The sequence below is a fragment of the Sporofaciens musculi genome, assembly GCF_009830285.1.
Taxonomy (GTDB): Bacteria; Bacillota; Clostridia; order Lachnospirales; family Lachnospiraceae; genus Sporofaciens; species Sporofaciens musculi.
Genome location: NZ_WUQX01000001.1, coordinates 896,956 through 914,926, shown reverse-complemented (window position 1 = coordinate 914,926; position 17,971 = coordinate 896,956). Strand labels below are relative to the sequence as shown.

The 17,971-nt window shown below is 42.4% G+C and carries 22 protein-coding genes and 2 pseudogenes; 3 read left to right on the top strand and 21 right to left on the bottom strand.

Annotated features, from left to right (window positions below):
* Positions 1-141: 141 nt before the first annotated feature.
* Complete coding sequence (locus GN277_RS04520; RefSeq protein ID WP_159750016.1) at positions 142-546, bottom strand: hypothetical protein; 405 nt, start codon at positions 544-546, stop codon at positions 142-144.
* A 175-nt stretch (positions 547-721) separates the two neighbouring features.
* Here GN277_RS04520 and GN277_RS32115 point away from each other — a divergent pair.
* Positions 722-841: pseudogene (locus tag GN277_RS32115) on the top strand (hypothetical protein); the annotation flags it as partial.
* Positions 842-975: 134 nt separating this feature from the next.
* Entirely contained in the window at positions 976-1,161 is a 186-nt protein-coding gene (locus GN277_RS04510; protein WP_159750015.1) for an Arc family DNA-binding protein, read from the top strand.
* Positions 1,162-1,393: 232 nt separating this feature from the next.
* On the opposite strand, the gene GN277_RS04505 is transcribed toward GN277_RS04510, so the two are convergent.
* Both GN277_RS04505 and GN277_RS32110 read right to left on the bottom strand, forming a co-directional pair.
* Entirely contained in the window at positions 1,394-1,627 is a 234-nt protein-coding gene (locus GN277_RS04505; protein ID WP_159750014.1) for a helix-turn-helix domain-containing protein, read from the bottom strand.
* Positions 1,628-1,756: 129 nt separating this feature from the next.
* Positions 1,757-1,996, bottom strand: coding sequence for a helix-turn-helix domain-containing protein (locus GN277_RS32110; RefSeq protein WP_322101246.1), 240 nt, complete (start codon positions 1,994-1,996; stop codon positions 1,757-1,759).
* 141 nt (positions 1,997-2,137) lie between these two features.
* Between GN277_RS32110 and GN277_RS04495 the strand changes: the two genes are divergently transcribed.
* Complete coding sequence (locus tag GN277_RS04495; RefSeq protein ID WP_159750013.1) at positions 2,138-2,527, top strand: hypothetical protein; 390 nt, start codon at positions 2,138-2,140, stop codon at positions 2,525-2,527.
* Between the two features lie 116 nt (positions 2,528-2,643).
* Here the strand turns inward: GN277_RS04495 and GN277_RS04490 are convergent, their stop codons facing one another.
* From GN277_RS04490 to GN277_RS04405, 18 genes and pseudogenes are all read right to left on the bottom strand, one after another.
* A complete protein-coding gene (locus GN277_RS04490; protein ID WP_159750012.1) occupies positions 2,644-4,413 on the bottom strand; it encodes a lysozyme family protein in 1,770 nt (589 codons plus the stop codon).
* A 34-nt stretch (positions 4,414-4,447) separates the two neighbouring features.
* Positions 4,448-5,221 (bottom strand): class B sortase, encoded by a 774-nt coding sequence (locus tag GN277_RS04485; protein ID WP_159750011.1) that lies wholly within the window; start codon positions 5,219-5,221, stop codon positions 4,448-4,450.
* Positions 5,222-5,263: 42 nt separating this feature from the next.
* A complete protein-coding gene (locus GN277_RS04480; RefSeq protein WP_159750010.1) occupies positions 5,264-7,618 on the bottom strand; it encodes a VirB4-like conjugal transfer ATPase, CD1110 family in 2,355 nt (784 codons plus the stop codon).
* 3 nt (positions 7,619-7,621) lie between these two features.
* Positions 7,622-8,074 (bottom strand): PrgI family protein, encoded by a 453-nt coding sequence (locus GN277_RS04475; RefSeq protein ID WP_159750009.1) that lies wholly within the window; start codon positions 8,072-8,074, stop codon positions 7,622-7,624.
* A 16-nt stretch (positions 8,075-8,090) separates the two neighbouring features.
* Complete coding sequence (locus tag GN277_RS04470) at positions 8,091-8,594, bottom strand: hypothetical protein (RefSeq protein WP_159750008.1); 504 nt, start codon at positions 8,592-8,594, stop codon at positions 8,091-8,093.
* 24 nt (positions 8,595-8,618) lie between these two features.
* Positions 8,619-9,455 carry a hypothetical protein gene (locus GN277_RS04465; protein WP_159750007.1) on the bottom strand — a complete coding sequence of 279 codons (837 nt, stop codon included), beginning with the start codon at positions 9,453-9,455 and terminating at the stop codon, positions 8,619-8,621.
* Positions 9,456-9,530: 75 nt separating this feature from the next.
* Entirely contained in the window at positions 9,531-9,857 is a 327-nt protein-coding gene (locus tag GN277_RS04460; RefSeq protein ID WP_159750006.1) for a glutamyl-tRNA amidotransferase, read from the bottom strand.
* Between the two features lie 12 nt (positions 9,858-9,869).
* Complete coding sequence (locus GN277_RS04455) at positions 9,870-11,663, bottom strand: VirD4-like conjugal transfer protein, CD1115 family (RefSeq protein ID WP_159750005.1); 1,794 nt, start codon at positions 11,661-11,663, stop codon at positions 9,870-9,872.
* Complete coding sequence (locus GN277_RS04450; RefSeq protein WP_159750004.1) at positions 11,650-11,847, bottom strand: hypothetical protein; 198 nt, start codon at positions 11,845-11,847, stop codon at positions 11,650-11,652. The genes GN277_RS04455 and GN277_RS04450 overlap by 14 nt, the downstream gene beginning before the upstream one ends.
* 12 nt (positions 11,848-11,859) lie before the next feature.
* Positions 11,860-12,720, bottom strand: coding sequence for a hypothetical protein (locus GN277_RS04445; RefSeq protein ID WP_159750003.1), 861 nt, complete (start codon positions 12,718-12,720; stop codon positions 11,860-11,862).
* The gene (locus GN277_RS04440) at positions 12,720-13,544 is read right to left on the bottom strand and encodes a PcfB family protein (RefSeq protein WP_159750002.1); all 825 of its coding nucleotides are present in this window, start codon (positions 13,542-13,544) and stop codon (positions 12,720-12,722) included. The genes GN277_RS04445 and GN277_RS04440 overlap by 1 nt, the downstream gene beginning before the upstream one ends.
* The gene (locus tag GN277_RS04435) at positions 13,486-14,421 is read right to left on the bottom strand and encodes a hypothetical protein (RefSeq protein WP_244324598.1); all 936 of its coding nucleotides are present in this window, start codon (positions 14,419-14,421) and stop codon (positions 13,486-13,488) included. The genes GN277_RS04440 and GN277_RS04435 overlap by 59 nt, the downstream gene beginning before the upstream one ends.
* A 133-nt stretch (positions 14,422-14,554) precedes the next feature.
* Positions 14,555-14,715, bottom strand: a pseudogene (locus tag GN277_RS04430) (sigma-70 family RNA polymerase sigma factor); the annotation flags it as partial.
* 83 nt (positions 14,716-14,798) lie between these two features.
* Positions 14,799-15,224, bottom strand: a complete 426-nt coding sequence (locus GN277_RS04425) for an RNA polymerase sigma factor (protein ID WP_159750001.1) — start codon at positions 15,222-15,224, stop codon at positions 14,799-14,801.
* An 87-nt stretch (positions 15,225-15,311) separates the two neighbouring features.
* Complete coding sequence (locus tag GN277_RS04420) at positions 15,312-15,827, bottom strand: sigma-70 family RNA polymerase sigma factor (RefSeq protein WP_159750000.1); 516 nt, start codon at positions 15,825-15,827, stop codon at positions 15,312-15,314.
* Positions 15,828-16,391: 564 nt separating this feature from the next.
* The gene (locus tag GN277_RS04415) at positions 16,392-16,982 is read right to left on the bottom strand and encodes an ATP-dependent Clp protease proteolytic subunit (protein WP_159749999.1); all 591 of its coding nucleotides are present in this window, start codon (positions 16,980-16,982) and stop codon (positions 16,392-16,394) included.
* Positions 16,979-17,395, bottom strand: a complete 417-nt coding sequence (locus tag GN277_RS04410) for a helix-turn-helix domain-containing protein (RefSeq protein ID WP_159749998.1) — start codon at positions 17,393-17,395, stop codon at positions 16,979-16,981. The genes GN277_RS04415 and GN277_RS04410 overlap by 4 nt, the downstream gene beginning before the upstream one ends.
* A gap of 114 nt (positions 17,396-17,509) precedes the next feature.
* Complete coding sequence (locus GN277_RS04405; protein ID WP_159749997.1) at positions 17,510-17,884, bottom strand: TnpV protein; 375 nt, start codon at positions 17,882-17,884, stop codon at positions 17,510-17,512.
* Positions 17,885-17,971 lie beyond the last annotated feature (87 nt).

The following is a 17,971-nucleotide window of genomic DNA, read 5'->3' as shown; positions in this document are numbered from 1 at the left end:
CCCTGTTTTCAAGCTAGATATGGAATTTTTTACCAATCATACTAAATCAAGCCCGGAACACCCTATTATATATGCTCAAAAGATAAAAATTGTTTCCGCGATTGCAATCAAGCCAAGCGTAAACAAAAAAGTGGCAAACCTCTATTCTATCGTAATAGTAAATTTCTCAGGATTGTCTTTTATATTGTATTTATATTTGAATTTAGAATCTTGAGAATAAGTTATTCTAAAGGCATTTTCTCGATGCTCAAAGTCAAAACTATTTATATATACATCAATACATAGCTCATTAGGATATCCAGCAATATCATAAGAAAATCTAACTTCTTTCCAAGAATTGTCTACACACTTTTGTATTACTGATTCAGCAAAGTCATATTTGTCAAATATGTAAAGTTTATTTGCTATTAGTGTAACATCCTCAAAATAGGCGTTCTTGGAAGTTTCAGGTCTGGTATTGCAGATTTCCATATCACGCCCCCATTGTAAATAGATAATAGTAAGGGTGAGAAAGCTTAAAATAGTAGTAATGATTATTTTTTTCATTTTAATTGTTCCTTTCTGTATATGTTAAATTATATTATAAAATATATCATAAAAGATATTATATTTCTACCATATAAATAATATCAACAAAATATTATAATAAATATCGAGGTGATAGTATGTTTAAACCCAAAAAGAGTATACAGAATATGAATATAAATCGTTACGTTTACCTAAAGAGTTGGTTGAAAAAGCACAAGAAGTAGCAAAAGAATACGAATTATCGTTTAACAAAATAGTCATTCAGTGTATAGAATATGCTTTGAAAGAGATGAAGAAAGAGGAAATATCTTAAAAATATAACTTATATTGCAAATTTGTCTGACAAATTGAATATTATAATGTTATAAAAAATAAGATAAAATATATTATATATATAGTATAACATTGTGGCAAAAATTATACTATGATAAATATAGAGGTGGTGGTATGTTTGAGCCAAAAAAAGAATATACAGAATATGAGTATAAATCATTACGTTTACCTAAAGAATTAGTTGAAAAAGCCCAAAAGGTTGCGAAAGAGTACGAATTATCATTCAATAAAATAGTAATACAATGTATGGAATATGCTTTAGATAGAGTGAAAGAAATAAAAGATGAGAATAATTCATAGTATTAATTGCGTTGAAGGGTAATCAAAAAGGATTGAAGACTAAGTCTTTCAATCCTTTATTTCTATTATTGATGATGGTTAAATCTAAGTCATCAATGTATATTCTTCGTTTCGATTGATTATTATTATACGTGGTGAGATATTTCCTCAATTTTGGCATTGAGGATATTTATCATTATTCGGTATGTCATTCGTCAAGCATTCTATCCTTATCTGGTATCAACAGAGTTTTCTACTTATCATTTGTAAATCCTAAAATATAATCTGCCGAAACTTTATAATAATCACAAAGTTTCATTAAACATTCGATTGGCATTGGGCGTTTATATAATTCGTATTGTGAATACGTCGTCTGTGCCACACCTAATATTCTTGCTATCTGCCTCTGTTTCAAATCATTGTCTTGTCGCAACGCCTTTATCCGTTCGGGGTACTTGATTTCGAGCGTATTCTTTTTGCAATCCATTTTTTCACCTCTTTGCGACAATTCTAGTGCATAGTTAATGTGAAAACTCACTTTTAGGTCACACCGAGTTAAAACCTTAAAGATATTTATACATTTTACTAATTACAAAAAAGAATAATATACAAGATTTTAGCTTCTTAGTTTGGGGTTATCCGTAAATCCCAATATATAATCTGCTGAGACATTGTAATAATCACAAAGTTTCATTAGACATTCGATTGGCATTGGACGTTTATACAATTCATACTGTGAATAAGTTGTCTGTGCCACACCTAATATCTCCGCTATCTGCTTCTGATTTAAATCATTATCTTGCCGTAATGCTTTTATTCGCTCTGGATATTTGATTTCAAGTGTCAAATCTTTCACCTCTCAGCAACAATTCTAGTATATTGCTCATTTATAGGTTGATTTTTAAGTCTTACCGAGTTAAAATATTTTATTAAGAAAGTAAAAAATTCAAAAAAGGATTAAGGAGACTGATATGCATAGGTATAAAAATTCTTAGTTGTGTGTTTAAGTGTAGTTATTATCATTCTTATTATTTTTATACAGAACAGGGAAGTTACTGTTCATGATTCTTTTTCAGAAACAGGAACAAATCAATATACAGAAGAAATTACTATAATCGCAAATAGATTAATAATTTGGGATACAGAAGAATTTGCTGAGGAAATAATTCAGAAATGTATTGAAAATTCATTCAAAGAAATTAGGTTTTCATACGATTTAAGGGGATATCCAACCGAACTTCGTATTCATGTATATACAAATAAATTATTATGGCATAATCATGTTAAATCGTTTGAGATTATTTATGCACAAGATTCGTCCAATAATCCCCCATATAATATTAAAGACAATCCAGAAAAATTTGAAATGAAAATTATAAAAAACTAATAAATATACAAAAACATATATCCTATAAATTGAAAAATGCTTTTCCCTAAGTGATAACTATTTGGAAATCAAAGATTTTTATTTAGTGACTGCCCATAGAGCAGTCACTATTTCCATCAATATACAGCTACGCCATACCCATAGATTGAGCCGCTGCCTACGGGATAACACTGCTGTCTGCAAACATCGCCTGAGTTCCCTTCGATTGTATACACCATGCCATTCTCACATTTTTCTACAATTCCCACATGGTCTATCGTTCCATCACCGCCCCAGTCAAAGAATATAATATCGCCAGCCGCAGGTTCATAGTTCCTTCCCTGCCATTGTCCATTTCCCCTGAACCAATTCACACCATCCGAACAGAGGGAAAATTTCGGGATAATCCCATTCTCAAGATAACCGCACTGGTCGGCGCACCATGACACGAAACAGGCACACCATTCCACTCGCCCGCCAAAACCGTACCAAGACCAATAAGGCTGACCACCTTCATTACCGAGCTGCGTCAACGCCACCTCTACGATTGCCTGATTACCGCCGCCTGTAAATGCACGTCCATACGGGTAATACCGCAATACATGGGCAACATACTGTGTATCCCCATAACCACTCCAACCATGCTTTTCTGCCTGCATAACGGAAAATTCTAACGCATTGGCATAGGAATAACCGCCATAGTTCGCCTTTGCCCATGTGATATATCCATTTCCAAAATTATAGCCTTGTAACGCAAGTTTGATGTTTTCCATATCCAGAGGATTCTTTACCCCGGCGGCATTTAGGCAGGCGGCAAGATTCTGTATCCCCACATCGACAGAATATTCCGGGTCGGGGATACCGTTCGGTGTATTCGGATATTCGGTATTATAACCACATTCTGCCGCCTGCATGGGGTCACTCCCCCTCCCTCCTGATTCCTGCATCATTACCGCCTTAATAAGCTCTACATATTCAGGAATACCATGTTGCTTCGCATATTTCTGTATCAGCGGCGTATACGCCTGTACTTCTTCACTAACCGGGGTATAGGCGTTGCTGTGGCTGCCGCCGCCAAACAAAGATACGGCACATCCAAACAATATAATGATTAGAATTACCGTTACAGCAATCCAACCGCCTGCGACGAGAGCTGAAATCAGGGCTTTCGTTCCTTCGATAATCGACTTGATACTGGATATGACGGCTTTTCCTGTTGCTTTTGTCGTTTCGGCGGTTGCCTTTGCCGTATTTTTTGCGGTCTGTATAGCCTTCTGGGTGGCTTGGGCGGATGCCTGTACTGTTTTCTGGGCAGCTTGGGCTGTCTCTGGATTGGTCTTAATCGCTGTTTTGGCTGTCGTCCGGGCGGTCTTTACGCCTTTTTCAGCCGTCTTGACTGTTCCTTTCGCCGTAGATTTTATTGAGTTTTCTGCTCTGGTGCTAGTCTTGAGTATCTTTCTTTCCTGCTGACGTGTCTTTATAAGCTGGCTTGCCCCTGTCTGGGGCGTCTCATTCTTGGCTGGCATATCCGGGACGGCAGGGCGGCTTTCTGTTCCGGGATAGGGTTGTGGGCTGACCTGTTCGGCTGTCTCCTGTGCTTTTTTCTGTTCTGCGGCTTTTTTGGCTCTTTTTGCTTTCAAATCCGCAATATTCTTTCTAGTAATCTGAATAGATTTCTGTCCTTTGCTGTTATACTGGTGGATACCCTCCCTTCGGAGACTTCCTATGGCGTGGCACATCCTTCCAGACGCATATTCTGTCGGGGAACGTTCTTCTGCATCATAACCTTGTTCCCCTTTGCCCTTTATTCCCGTATATGCAGACTTCATCCGTTCACTGGTTATGGCGGCTCTATCCAAGGTCTTTATCGTTCCTTTTACCACATCTCTAGTCTTAATATCCGTCATGCACGTCTCCTTTCCCGGATAAATTACTGCCATGTCAGTTTACTTTTTTTGCAACAACAACAAACCTGCCGTTTGGCGCAGAGTATTCGCAGGTGGATAAAGTAATGAGCTTATCTCCATATGCGGCGGTTACACCCGTATCATACAGAGCAAGCTCTTTACATTTCAGGATATAAGTATCAAAGTCTTTTTCGCTTTCTGCGTCCACAAAGTCGTAGTATCGGTAGCCCTCCCCGCTATATGCAACGGTCTTGAATACGGCAATGATTTCATATTCAGCCTGTTCTGTGAGGGTATCAAATCGGATTGTCTTATGGTTTTCGTAAAATCGTTTATCCTTATAGCTCTCCAATGCTCCGAACATCTTGCCGCCTTTTATATGATGACCATAGAGAATGAGGTTGTCGCTTGTTTCGAGGTCGCAGTTTTCTTGGATATAAGGCACGCCTAAGTCGCTGCGCTTCTTTTTGAAGTTATGCTTCAGATAAAAATTAGGCGCTTTCGGGGTCTGCATGACGGGATAATTGATGGTTGTATCTTCAATCGAAATCCAGCCGACCATATTTTCATTCTGTAAATATAATTCTTTATATTTTGCCAGAATGTCCTCCCCTTCGCTCAATGGTTTATCTTCTGGTATCGGCTCGCTGTCGGGAGTATTTTCTACAACCTCAGCGATTTTAGCAAATTCTTTTATCTGCCCGTCTATATGTTTATAGTGACTGCAAATGTGATAAATGCAAAAAGCCGCCGAACCTAATAGGCATACGGCGGCGATGAAACAAATAAGTGATTTCTGCTTTTTCATATTTAAAATCCTTTCCTTTTTTCAATTACGGCAAGATATTGCCTACACCTCGCCAAATTTGGTCGTCATCAATCTATACAGCTCTGTGTTCCTTGGGAACTTATTGACGAACGGAACAAGGGAACTGCCGACTTTAAGCAATCCCTGACCTGCCCCTACATTCGTGATATAGCTCATCTGAAGGTCGGATATATTAAGCAGTTTGGCAAGCTCTATACGGTCTGTGGACGCCTGATTCAACATAATGATAAACTCACTGTTGGCAAGCATTGTCCTCGCCGTATGGCTCTGTAAGAGGTCGTCCACGTTCTGCGTAATCCCCGTACAATATGCCCCATATTTGCGCACACGTTTCCAGAGAGTAAAAAGAAAATTGGCAGAATACTCATGCTGAAAGAGCAGATAAATCTCGTCAATGAATATAAATGTGTTCCTTCCTTTCGCCCTGTTCTGGGTAATACGGTTCAGGATACTGTCAAGAACCACAAGCATACCGATTGGCTGCAACTGTTTCCCCAAGTCCAGAATATCATAACAGATAAGGCGGCTGTGGGTGTCCACATTGGTATGTTTGGCAAAGGTATTAAGAGAGCCGTCTGTGAAAAGTTCTATGGCAAGGGCGATTTCCTGTGCTTCTGGTTCATTCTGTTTCAGCAGTTCTTCACGAAAGTCCTGCAAGGTGGGCGGCGTCCCCATATAGTTACCCTGCTGGAAATAACGGTATACGCTCGCCGTACAGCGGTCTATGATGGATTTCTGCTTTGCCCCCAGACTTGCACCTCCGATAAGTTGTTCACATAAAGATAAAATAAACTCTGATTTCAAAATGACGGGGTTCGCACCGTCGCCGTAATCCGAGTTCATGTCCATTGCGTTGATATGGTTGTTGCTCGTCGCCGAGATATGGACGACCTCGCCCTGCATTGCTTTTACAAGTGGGGCGTACTCTTGTTCGGGGTCTATGATGATTACATCAGCGTTAGGGTCGGTCAGTATAATATTGGTCATTTCTTCTTTTGCTGTAAATGATTTCCCTGCTCCAGACACGCCGAGGATGAATGAATTTCCGTTGAGCAGGTGGCGGCGGTTTGCGATAATCATGTTTTTGGAAATGACATTCTGCCCGTAATATATGCCATCTTTGTGATAGATTTCCTGTACCCTGAATGGAATAAACACCGCAAGACTCTCTGTGGTGAGAGTACGCAAGGCGTCTATTTTTCTCACGCCAAATGGTAAGGCTGTGTTCAGCCCGTCCATCTGCTGGTATTTCAGTACGGCGAACTGACAGAGATGTTTTCTTGCCGTAGTCAAAAGGGCTTCGGTATCGTTGTCAAGCTGTTCTTTCGTCTCGGCGGTATGCACCATCGTAAGTACCGCAAACAACATTCTCTGGTCACGGGTTGTCAAATCATCAAGAAATTCTTTGCTTTCCTTTCTCTGCTGTTCTAAGTCATAAGGGATTACGGCGGAAAAGTTGTTGTTCTGGTTCTGTTTCCTCTGCCAGTTGGTGATATTGGTTTCCACACCAAGAAGGCGGTTCTCCACCTCTCTTACGGCTTCGTCAGTAGGGACTGGTACGACGTCTACGGAGAGCATCATGTTACGGTTCAGTTCACAAAGCTCTGCTACCATGCTGTCCTTGATATATGCGGCATATTCCCGCAGGAATATGACACGACCGTATCTGTCTCCAAGACGGAAATAGTCTTTTTCAAACTCTAATGTGTCGGGACAGATAAAGTCTTTGAAATCGTGTCCTTTCGTCATATTCTGCGCCATGTCAAAATAAAATGCCGTTTCTTCGCCTGTACGGAAAAAGTCATGGATTATCCTCAATTTTTCCGCTGCGTCAAGCTCCGTACATTTTGAACCAAGGCGGTTGAAATGCCCAATCAGGTCTGCCCCGACACGGGCAAAGTAATTTCTTGCTTCTTCAATGTTTTTCTTGCATACAGAGACGGTCATATATTTATCCTGTACGATAGAGTTCGCCCCGGTCGCTTTGTTATAAAGCATTTTGTTATATTCTTTTCGGTATTTATCCAGACCGTCATCAACGGCTTTGCCTTCTTTCTGCGCCATCGGGATTAAGATGGTCTGCTCAAAATCTGCTTTATTCAGACGGCGGTTGTTGATGGTAATTTTCGTGGTTGCGCCGCTGTCAAGGGCGTTTAGTAATTCCGAGTATTCAAGGAACATGGCTTCTTTGTCCTCCCGGCTTGCCACAGCGTAATTAATATCCTCAAATTTGTAGGTCTTTGCGTATTTGTTCCTGCCTACAAGGAATATGCCGTCCTCCCAGACGGTTTTCATCGGGATAACCGCTTGTACCGATTTTGGTACGGTAAATTTTTCTTTGTCCTGCTGGAACAGATTTCTTAATGTCTTAATCATTATTTATCTCCTTGCGTTTGCTTTCTTTGCCTGTTTCCTTCTTTTCCTTGCTGTCTTTCGCCTTGCCGCCCTGCGTTTCCGTTTCCTGCGCTTTTTCTTTGCGGGAGAAAGTTCTTTTTCTTTTGCTTCTATGGTATTTTTCATAGCTTCGTAATATAGATTATCAGGCAGGAACAAAAGTCTTTTCGGTATCATTATTTCTGACTTTATCCATGCCCAGATGAATTGCTCTGCGGTCATGCCATTGTACCTGACGAACCCCATTACTGCAAAGGGCGAAGCGCCTATCATGCACAGCCAACTGGTTGTTTCCATCCCTAATCTCCCTCGAAGCAGGAAGAACAAGCCGACTGCCACGCCGCAGGCAGCCACGGAAAACAAAAACTGACGCATTGACAGACCGAAAAACATAGATTCCGTATAGTTTCGTATTTCCTTATTTATCTTTACTTCCAATCGTCCCCACCTCCCCTTACCGTTCCCGGTCTTTATGTTTCTTTGTACGATTGACTTTCGGGGCATACAGAACCATTACATCTTTGCCGCTATAATTTACTTCTTTTTCCAGCCGTTCTCTTGTGACACCGTTCTGCTTACAATATCCCAGATATTTTTGCATCCCTTTCTCAGATTCAATATCTTCATGGCACTTGTCAATGAAATCCCACACGACTGCATGGCTTTTCATTGACATACCAGCCAACTCATCTCCTTCCTGAAGGCATTCAAACAAATCCCGTTCCAAGTTAAACCCCCAGAGTTCAAGTTCTTCCCTATTCCCATACGGATAGAACAGGATAGCCACATTCTCATATACTGCAACGGCTGCCACATTATTGCCACAGGGATATTTTCCTTCGATTAGAACATAAACCAACTCATAATTTTCCTCCATCTCCCTATAGTTCTGATAACTTTTTGTCCGTTTCAATGCTCTCTGTGCTGACCGCCATATCTTTTCTTTACTTATTTTCATTTCTAAATCCTCTCTTTTCCATAGTTACAAGCCCATCATTTCCCGTACAACCCGGTCTGCCATTTTGACCGCGCCTACAAGCATGAGCATATTAAATATGAGTTCTGCGATATATCCCCATACCATTGTCACCGCCGCCGCATCTGGATTCACTATAGGCGGGGACGCGGCAAATACGGAAAATGTGATACAGGCTAATACAATAACCGCCCCTTCAAGACAGACGGCGGCGTAACTCTTGATAAAGCTCTTTCCCACACTCTGGCTTGGCTCTCCTGCAAAAGAGGACAGCGGCACAGGGGCGATGGCAGTATAGAGATAGAGTTTAAAAAACCTTCCATATACCGACATTATCATAATGAATGATAATACCGTAATGAACAGGCTGCCGATGAGCGTTACCGCCCACAAAGGGATACTCTCAAAAAGCCCGCAATCCTCAACGGCTGTCACGATTTCTTGAGGTAATATGGTCTGCTGTACCAGACCGAAGCCTGCGGCGTTCATGATGGTGGAAATCATGCCTTGCACGATTCTAAATAATGCCATCATCAACTCTAACCCGTATGTGACTGCTCCTTTTGCAAGGGCAAACCGGATGAATAATTTTATGGCATGTTCAGGCTTTTTGACCTGTGCGAAGTCGCCGCAGGTACGCATTACCCCTACAACGAAAAACAGAACCAGCAGGGCAAGCCCGATTGCCTGTAATGCGCTGTTAATGTCAAGCATTACCCTCCATATCGTTCCTCCCTTGAACTGTTCGGGGGACTGGGTGATTAACTGCCATATCTCTTCCAGTTTTTCATTCCATGTGGTAAGGGAGTTCTCTAAATTCTGTACAACCCAATTATCTGACATCGTATCACCTCCAAATTTCTTTTCTGCCTATGGCGCAGATACTTTCTTTCTGCTCCATAGGCATTTTTCATTTTTTTAACCTGTAATCAATGTCAGGATTTCTTTTGCGAAGGTAATCACAACGCCTCCTGCCAATGTGAGGAAACCGTTCGCCCTCTGGGACGGGTCGTGGGATTTCAGCGACAAGCCCACCTGTACAATACCGAAGCCAAGCATAATCATCCCTACTGCCCGTATCAGCCCGAAGATGAAATTGGAAAGGTTATTTACGACTGCAATCGGGTCGCTGGTGGCTAATGCGGTAGCCGCGCCTAACGTCATACAGAGTACAAAGGTGACATAGGCGGCAAATGCTTTTCTGGTCTTTCTGCCCATGGGCAGTTTTTTCTTAAAATGTTTCATGGAAATTCCTCCTTATAAATTGTATATTTCTTCTAAGTCCTGTTCGGACAGAAGTTCATATGACGTGCTGACTCCCGTAATGTTTTCGGCGTTCTCTGGTATGTCCCCGCTAAATCTAAGGGAAGCGGCGGCATATGTCGGCTCGCCATGGACATAAAGGGGCGTCCCTCCGTCGGTCGTCAGCTTTATATTTGGATGTTTCAGGATATCATATTTTAAATCCATGACCGGGCGTTCTCCCCGCACAAAAAGAAGTGCATAGCGGTTATCCAGCATACGCACTTCGTCTGGAGTCAAAAGCTCTCGCCCTGCCATCTGGTAATTTGTGGAATAGTTGCCGCTTCGCCCGGAGCTTTTCCCGTAAGTATTGGTATCTATGGTGGATTTTCCAAGCAGCTCGCTCACGTATTTATGGGTACTCTGCTCGTTGCCGCCCAGATAGAGAAATTCATCGGCATTGCCTACAATGCTTTCCCACTGTTTCTCGAAAAGTGCCTTGAGCTGTGCAAGATTTTGCAGTATGATACTGACAGATACCCCTCTTGACCTCATAACGCTAAGAATCTTGTCGAAATCGTCAGGCAAACTGACGTTCGCAAATTCATCCATGATAAATTGGCAATGAACGGGCAGACTACCTCTGTATTTGTGGTCTGCCAGGTAAAAAAGCTGCTGAAAAAGCTGTGTGTATAATATGGATACAAGAAAATTAAAGCTCGTATCATTGTCTGGTATCAGGGCGAATAGCGCAACTTTTTTCTCTCCTAATGAGGGTAGGTCTAATTCGTCTGTTGCGGTCAGGCTTGCAAGGCTTTCCAGATTGAATTTTTCCAGCTTTGCGGCTAGGGTTATCTGGATGCTTTTTAAGGTTTTTGCGCTTCCGCTGTGGTAATCACGATAGTATTTTAATGCGATATGTTCCGGGTCTGTCATTTCCAGACGGTCGAACAACTCGTCTAACGGGCTTACATAACTATCGTCGTCCTCCCTGACTTCACCTGCCCTTAACAGTTCCATGACCATAGGAAAATTCTGTTCTTCTGACGGGGCTTCATATCGGAGATAGAATATCAACGACAATAGCAGCATACTCGCCGCTGTGTCCCAGAAGGGGTCTTGTGACTGGCTTCCCTTTGGCGTGGTTGCCTTGAATAGATTCGTCACTAATCTTTGTACGTCATTGTCGTTCCTGAGATAGACAAAGGGATTATAACAATGGCTGCGGTGCATGTTGATTAAATCCAGCACCCTTACCTCATACCCTTTCTGTTCAAGCAAGTTTCCTGTATCACGCACTATCTCGCCTTTAGGGTCTAAGATAACCATGGAAGTGTTGCACTGCATGACATTTGGCTTGCAAAAAAACCTTGTCTTTCCCGCCCCTGAACCGCCGACTACCAGAATATTCAAATTCCTGCGGTGTTTCTTCCCGTCAAGCCCGATACGGACGTTCTGAGTCAATAGTTTATTCTTTGCCGGGTCTTTGTCCCGGTATTTTTTGTTCACTGTTCCTGTGCCGCCCCATTTTGCCGAACCATGTTCCTCCCCTTTGCGGTAATTCCTGCGTGTAGAATAATAGACGCCGATTCCCATACCATAAGCAAACAGATAAATAAGGACTGCCTTGATACTGTACCTGCATATCGTTATCTGAAACGGATGATTCAGGGCTTCGGGAAATCTGCTTGTTATCTCTATGATACCGCCGCTGATATAGGGTGCTGTCAGCAAGGCAATCCATATGACAGGAATGATTCCGCAAAGGCAGAAGACTAGCTCCTCCTTTCTGCCGTTATCGTTCTTCATTATTTCTTGACTGCATGACCTTTCTCTTTTTTAACGGGGCTTTGGACACTTTGATTATCAAGTCGTCAACAGGGTCTGTGGGGCGTTCTTCCTTGATTTGCGCACTGCGCAAGGCATTAAGTGCGTGAAACATGATATTCTTTTCATATCTGTCCAGAACCAGATTGTAGCGTTCTTCTTTCATTGGCTGCACCTCCTAGCGTTCCTGCCCTTTGGATTTGGCAGGTTTATTTTTTCCAAGGCTTTTGTACATATCATTCTGGATTTCTCCCAGTACGTCCCGCATTTTTCCAAGCTCTCCCTTGAATGTCTGCATATCCATGTCAGCATATTCTTTCGGGAGCTGACCGAAGTGAAAGGCTTTTGTATCTACGCCATAACGGGAGCTGACCATATAGGCGACGCAGTATGATTTGAACTCAGAATTGTCCCTGCTTTCTTTGTGCTTAAAATCAAAAACTGCCGCCGACACTTCTTTCGCCATGCCCGTGAAAAGCTGTTCTTCGCTGAGTCCTGTCTGGATAAAGATGGTCTGCTGTCCACTGTCATAGAAGGCGGGAAGTTCCAGTTCTTCTATTGGCACAAAAGATACCGGACTCGCATCTATCATTGCCGCTACCAGCTCCCGCATACTTTTTAGTTCCTGCGGCTTCTGCCTGTCTTTCGCTGTGGTCTGGGATATGTCATAGACGACCTTCATCTGACATCCAAATGCCGTTGTCCCATCCTCTCTCTGGTATGGTTTCCCCGGCTCAAGAATGGTAATTTTCTGCGCGCCCTTTTCCACATAGGCATGGCTCTGTTTCCATCCGTTACTGTCTTTCAGTTGCATCGCTTCGGGCATCTGCGCCGTTACTAAGATAGCGTTGTTGACCGAATAGCGGTCAAAATGCCCTTGTATATCAAGATACTGGCGGAAGGCACTGCCGTCTGCCATCATCTTTTTGCAAGTATTGTCAATCTGTTCGTAGATTTCCTCCCTCTGTGCCTGTTTCTGCGCCGCCCATTCTGCTTTGTCAAAGGGTCTGCCGCCGCTGAAAATATCATAGATGCCCATTATCTGTCTCCTTTCGATTTTGGTTTTCTTTTCCGCTTCTGGGGCTGCCTGTGTCTGGTCTGCCCTGTAGACGTTCTGTCTTTCCCGCCAGATATTTTTTCTTTGCTTCGATTCTTGGATGCTTCGGTTTCCTTTTCCTTTCTGCTTGTCTTAATTTTTTGCAGTTCCTCTTTGACCGACGGTTTTTCTGCCTTAGTCATAGTAGCCCCCTCTGCGGATTTCTTTTGCTGCTCTGAGATAGGCTCGGACAGAGGGGATTTTTCTGTCTCTGCCTTTATGGGGTTTGGGGATTTTTCTTCTTTCTGTCCGGGTTTGCCCATGAGGGCGTCAAGCAGCTTATCTTTTTCTTCTTTCTCCTGCGTATCTATTCCCGTCTCTGGCTGGCTTTTTGATGTGTCCTTTACATCTCTTGATTCCTCTGCTTTGGTCACGATTGACGCAGTATCCACGGAAGCAAGATGGAAGCGTTCCACAATACGGTTGATTTTTGCCGCATCTTCCGCACGTGCTATCACATCTACTTCTGCATTGGGGTCTTTGTTTCCCCGGTCTGTAAGGACGCAGTAGAGGACGCCATATTTTTTTGCTTCTTGCGTAAATCTTTTTAAATCGCTGTTTTTTACGGTAAAAACTTTCAGTTCTTTCCCTGAACGGAGCATATTTGTGAGCCTTGCCTTGCCCATTGTTTTTTGTTCTTCTTTTAAGATGGAATATAAGAGAATTGTGATATTCTTCGCGCCTGCCCCGGAGATTCTTGCAGCGACCTCAACTCCTTCTAAGCTCATTTTTACAATTTGTTCTGCCGCTTCGCCGCCTGTGTTCATTTTTCATCGTCTCCTTTCCTTTTTCTTTTGTTTCTTCTGCCCGTATGATTTGCATTTTCTTTCTGAGTGTTTCGCTGCGGGCTTCGATTCCCTCGCATAATCTGACCTCCTTGCGTATGGCTTTCAATCGCTCCGTAATTTCTGTGATTTGAGCCTTGACCGCTTCTTTTTCTCCGTTTTCACTGCCGGGGACAGCGTCGGTTAATTTTCGGGATTGGGCGTATAACCCCTTGCGTTGTTCGGTCAATTCCTCCATCTCTGTTTTCAGAGAACCTTTATATTCGGAAAGCTGCCCTGCCGTTTCTATATGGTTTCGGCAGAGCAGCTTTGTTTCTCTGGTGATTGCATCCATCTTCATCAAATCTTCTTTGAGAAGATAGTGAAGCCTTGCATAATTCTTGTTCTTTCTTTTCGGCAGGATGCCGAGCCTGAAACAATAATGAAGATACAGCCCCCGCAAGCCGCCGATTTTCTTTACTTTTTTGGTGCTGTCATTTACTCGGTATATCTTTACTTGCTTTTTAGGTTCTGCAAGGGCAGTGAATTTTACTGCGTAGGTATTTTCCCGTATGCGCTCTATAATCCTCTCGTTGGTGTAATCGCCGCCGAGCTTGTAAAGCCGCTTGGTTCTTTCCCAACCTTTGCATATAATTGTCCAGTATTTTCGGTTTGGATTCAGATTGATACGGTATCCCATCATTGCTAACTGACGGTCGAAGTCTTTCAGGGTGAATGACTTGCTTATGGCTTCGTCGATTGCCTGCCTTGCCACATTGTCCCGATTGGGTAAACCGTTCTTCTCGGCTTGGCAGAGGGCGTAGGGTTTCTTCCTGCCTATTGGGTCTTCGATGACAGATAGGGCATACTCCCGGCACAATTCATCGGAACGCTGGCGTAATAGCCGTAGATTTTTCTTGTTGTCGTGATAATGCTTTCCATCTGTGAAAGCTCGTTATAGAACATAAAGGAAATATCTCAAACATAAAAACAATAGAATTATCGAACTGTTAGTTATTGAGATGCTTTTCCATTTGCCGAAACTCCATAAAGAACTGTTCTGATACTTCCAACTCGTGATACCCTCCCTGCCATCCTTGAAGCTGATAGAATACCTCGTGCCGCTTTCCGCGGATTCTTCCCGAAGCATGTAAGCCTTAACTCTGTATGCCATCCTGCTTACCTCCCGAAAAATATGAGTGAGAGAATTTCCACCCCTCACCCAGTAGCCCGCAGGACGGCAGGCTGTCTAAGACGCTATAAAATTTTCCGCAGCTTCTTCCGCAAATGGTCTAACCTTGCATAGACAGCTCCCGTCGTCAAATGCACAAGCGGGGCAATCTCCTTTGTGGAATACCCCTGCATTTTCAGCACGATGATTTGTAATGTACGCCTGTCCACTGTGACTAACGCAAAATACAGCGTTTCGCTCTCAATCTCATCCAGTAAATCCATTACCGACCTTACCTCTGCCTGTTTCTCCCTGCCCGCCATTTCCTCAAGGTATTCTCCGAAGTCACTTGTCCATCGGTAAAACCGCCTGTTGGAATTAAAATCTGCCCTGTCGTCTGTGCGGATTTGCTCAATGGTTGCTTCATCAACACCGCACTCACGCAAAACCTTTTCCTCGGCTTCTTTCCAGATACGCCATTTCCTGTCCTCCCGTCCGTGGTTGTATGCCATCCTTATTTCCTCCAATCAGAATTGATTGAGAGGGCAGGAAAAAGCCCCCTCATTTTCCCAAAGGAAAAAATAAGGGGGCTGAACGCCTTAAATTTTGTTTTCGATTATCTTTCTCAGCTTCGCAAGGATTTTGGCTTTGCGTTTATTGACAACGCTCTGTGTCACGCCTAACCGCAATCCGACTTCCCGCTCGGATAGTTCTTCAAAGAAGATGGCGTTTATCAATGTCTGCTCACTACTCGACAATAAAGGCAGGGCGGCTTTCAGCCTGTCCACCATTACCGTATGGACAACGGTTTCCGCAACGTCCACCGCTTCATCAACAATGAAATCAAGCACCTTTCCCTCACTGTCTGTAAATCCCTCCAATGACAGCAGTTTGTGGCTTGTGTCCAGTTTTTTCAGATAACGCCACCGTTCCTTATCCCGATAGAAATCTGTGTACTGTTCCCGCACGACTTCAAGCAGACAGCCCTGCACGGGGATAAACAGCTTGTCCATGTAACTCTGGTCGGCTTGCCTGCGGCGGCAGAAGTCCGTATAGGATAATTCCACATAATCGCTGCTTTCTTTGATATATACTTTTCTTGGTGCGTATCTCACCGTAAGTACCTCCCATCTGAATTTTTGAAATGCTAAAACCCAGATGGGAAAGGCGGCGAACGGCAGCCAACAGCGGAAACAGCGCTGCGGCACATTCCGATAAAAAACGACAAAAGAAAAACCGCAAAGGCTCTGTGACCTCTACGGTTATGAGTGATTCTAATTCTATTAAGTGGAGATTCTACTTCTGGTTTCATGGTAAGAAGTAGCGTTGCATGGGCAGGGATTTTTTTAACTGGCTTTCTGCCAATCCCCGATATGCTATGTATAAGTCAAATCTGCGTTGCATGAGCAGATGGATTACTGCCCGAAAAAAGGACATAAAAAATCCCTCCAAACTTTAAAACAGGTTTGGAGAGTGTCTGTTAAGTCTTTTCGGGCATAGCAATATCGCCCACCGAACCTCGTTTTTTTTATTTGGTGGGCGTTTGCCTTAAAACCTTATGAAATAAAATAGAGCCGACAAACCGTGATTTTATATATCACATGTTCATCGACTTTATATTTTCTCCTTTGTAATAATACTGATTTTTATTTAGAAAAAAATGCTTTATTTATAAAAAATCAACGCTTATCTATAATTTTATCAATCAAGCCGAAATCCATTGCTTCTATTGCCGTCATATAATTATCACGTTCCGTTGCAATAGCAACCTCATCAATACTTTTACCTGTGTTTTCTGATAAAATAGTATTTAATCGCTTTTTGCTTTTTTGTATGTGGTCAGATGTAATTTTTATATCGGTTGCCTGCCCTTGAATCCCATTTCCATGAATAGCAGGCTGATGTATCATAATTTCTGCATTAGGCAAAGCAAGACGTTTTCCTTTTGTACCTCCTGCCAATAAAAAAGCTCCAAAACTTGCAGCAAGACCTACACATATTGTCGAAACATCACATTTGACATATTGCATTGTATCATAAATAGCAAATCCCGCCGAAACAGAACCGCCTGGACTATTTATATATAACTGAATGTCTTTTCCTGGGTCTTGTGATTCTAAAAATAGCATTTGTGCAATAATCAAATTTGCTGAAACATCACTTACTTCTTCTCCTAAAAAAACAATTCTGTCGGACAATAATCTTGAAAAAATATCATAACTTCGTTCTCCTCGACTTGTCTGTTCAATAACATACGGAATTGTACTCATGCTGCCAATTTACCCCCTGCTAAATAATAAATAAATGAGCATCCATCAAACGAACTCATCATGCATATCTTCGATTGTTTAGGATAGAACACACCATTTTTTCGATAAATATTAGGCGTACATTCATATAACTGTTTAAAAGCTAATGTGAAAGCTTGCTGTGAATCATAATGTGCTTCATAAGCAATTTCAACAATGGGCTGCTCTGTTTCTACAAGTTTTTGAGCAGCCAAAGTCAACCTACGCCCCTGTATGTATTTATAAACCGTACATTTTGTTTCTTCAGTAAAAATTCTGGCTATATAGAATTTTGAATAATTTAATGCATTTGCTATTTTATCAAGCGACAAATCCTCGTTAATGTGCGTTTCTATATAGTCTACTATTTTTTCTACAACTGTATTATTGTTCATATATGACACTCCTTTCCCTATTTAATATAACATAACTTTTTTAAATTATCTTAATAGAAATTGCCCTAATTAGAAACCAGAAAAGCGACAGAATATAATCCTGCCGCCATTCTGCTATGCATAAACAATTTCCTCGTTCACAATCTCCCTCGCACACGCCCTTATGTTACCTAGCCGCCCTGTCCATTCTAAGGCGTTTTCTGCCTTTAGCTGTTCCGTTATGCCCTGTGCCTGTTTCATGCCCTCTATGAGCCAATAAAAGCGTTCCTGCGCCTGTCTGTTGATGTCGGCAAGGTATGTATTAAGCTTACCGCTTGTGAGAAGATTCGTGTATGTAACCTTGCGGTACTGCTTCAGATAGTCCAGATGCCGCTGCCCCCATACGCCTATCGGCTGTTCTTCTTCGGCGGGTACAGTTAAGCACGGGATTAAGTAATCTCCTTGCCGCTCGTATTTGCCGTCTAGTTTCTCAAAAATCGTCTTTGCCATTGCAACTACCTCCGTTATCGTATTTTTATTTTGACTTTCTTTGCGTAGACAAATTTCTCAATCAGTCCATCCACGCAGTCGGTATAT

Coding starts and splice junctions, on each gene's coding strand:
- GN277_RS04440 (WP_159750002.1), bottom strand. CDS start 13,544: ATGAACACAGGCGGCGAAGCGGCAGAACAAATTGTAAAAATGAGCTTA.
- GN277_RS04480 (WP_159750010.1), bottom strand. CDS start 7,618: ATGATTAAGACATTAAGAAATCTGTTCCAGCAGGACAAAGAAAAATTT.
- GN277_RS04445 (WP_159750003.1), bottom strand. CDS start 12,720: ATGGGCATCTATGATATTTTCAGCGGCGGCAGACCCTTTGACAAAGCA.
- GN277_RS04425 (WP_159750001.1), bottom strand. CDS start 15,224: ATGGCATACAACCACGGACGGGAGGACAGGAAATGGCGTATCTGGAAA.
- GN277_RS04460 (WP_159750006.1), bottom strand. CDS start 9,857: ATGAAACATTTTAAGAAAAAACTGCCCATGGGCAGAAAGACCAGAAAA.
- GN277_RS04410 (WP_159749998.1), bottom strand. CDS start 17,395: ATGAACAATAATACAGTTGTAGAAAAAATAGTAGACTATATAGAAACG.
- GN277_RS04485 (WP_159750011.1), bottom strand. CDS start 5,221: ATGAAAAAGCAGAAATCACTTATTTGTTTCATCGCCGCCGTATGCCTA.
- GN277_RS04470 (WP_159750008.1), bottom strand. CDS start 8,594: ATGAAAATAAGTAAAGAAAAGATATGGCGGTCAGCACAGAGAGCATTG.
- GN277_RS04520 (WP_159750016.1), bottom strand. CDS start 546: ATGAAAAAAATAATCATTACTACTATTTTAAGCTTTCTCACCCTTACT.
- GN277_RS04450 (WP_159750004.1), bottom strand. CDS start 11,847: ATGAAAGAAGAACGCTACAATCTGGTTCTGGACAGATATGAAAAGAAT.
- GN277_RS04490 (WP_159750012.1), bottom strand. CDS start 4,413: ATGACGGATATTAAGACTAGAGATGTGGTAAAAGGAACGATAAAGACC.
- GN277_RS04415 (WP_159749999.1), bottom strand. CDS start 16,982: ATGAGTACAATTCCGTATGTTATTGAACAGACAAGTCGAGGAGAACGA.
- GN277_RS04405 (WP_159749997.1), bottom strand. CDS start 17,884: ATGGCAAAGACGATTTTTGAGAAACTAGACGGCAAATACGAGCGGCAA.
- GN277_RS04510 (WP_159750015.1), top strand. CDS start 976: ATGTTTGAGCCAAAAAAAGAATATACAGAATATGAGTATAAATCATTA.
- GN277_RS04465 (WP_159750007.1), bottom strand. CDS start 9,455: ATGTCAGATAATTGGGTTGTACAGAATTTAGAGAACTCCCTTACCACA.
- GN277_RS04505 (WP_159750014.1), bottom strand. CDS start 1,627: ATGGATTGCAAAAAGAATACGCTCGAAATCAAGTACCCCGAACGGATA.
- GN277_RS04455 (WP_159750005.1), bottom strand. CDS start 11,663: ATGAAGAACGATAACGGCAGAAAGGAGGAGCTAGTCTTCTGCCTTTGC.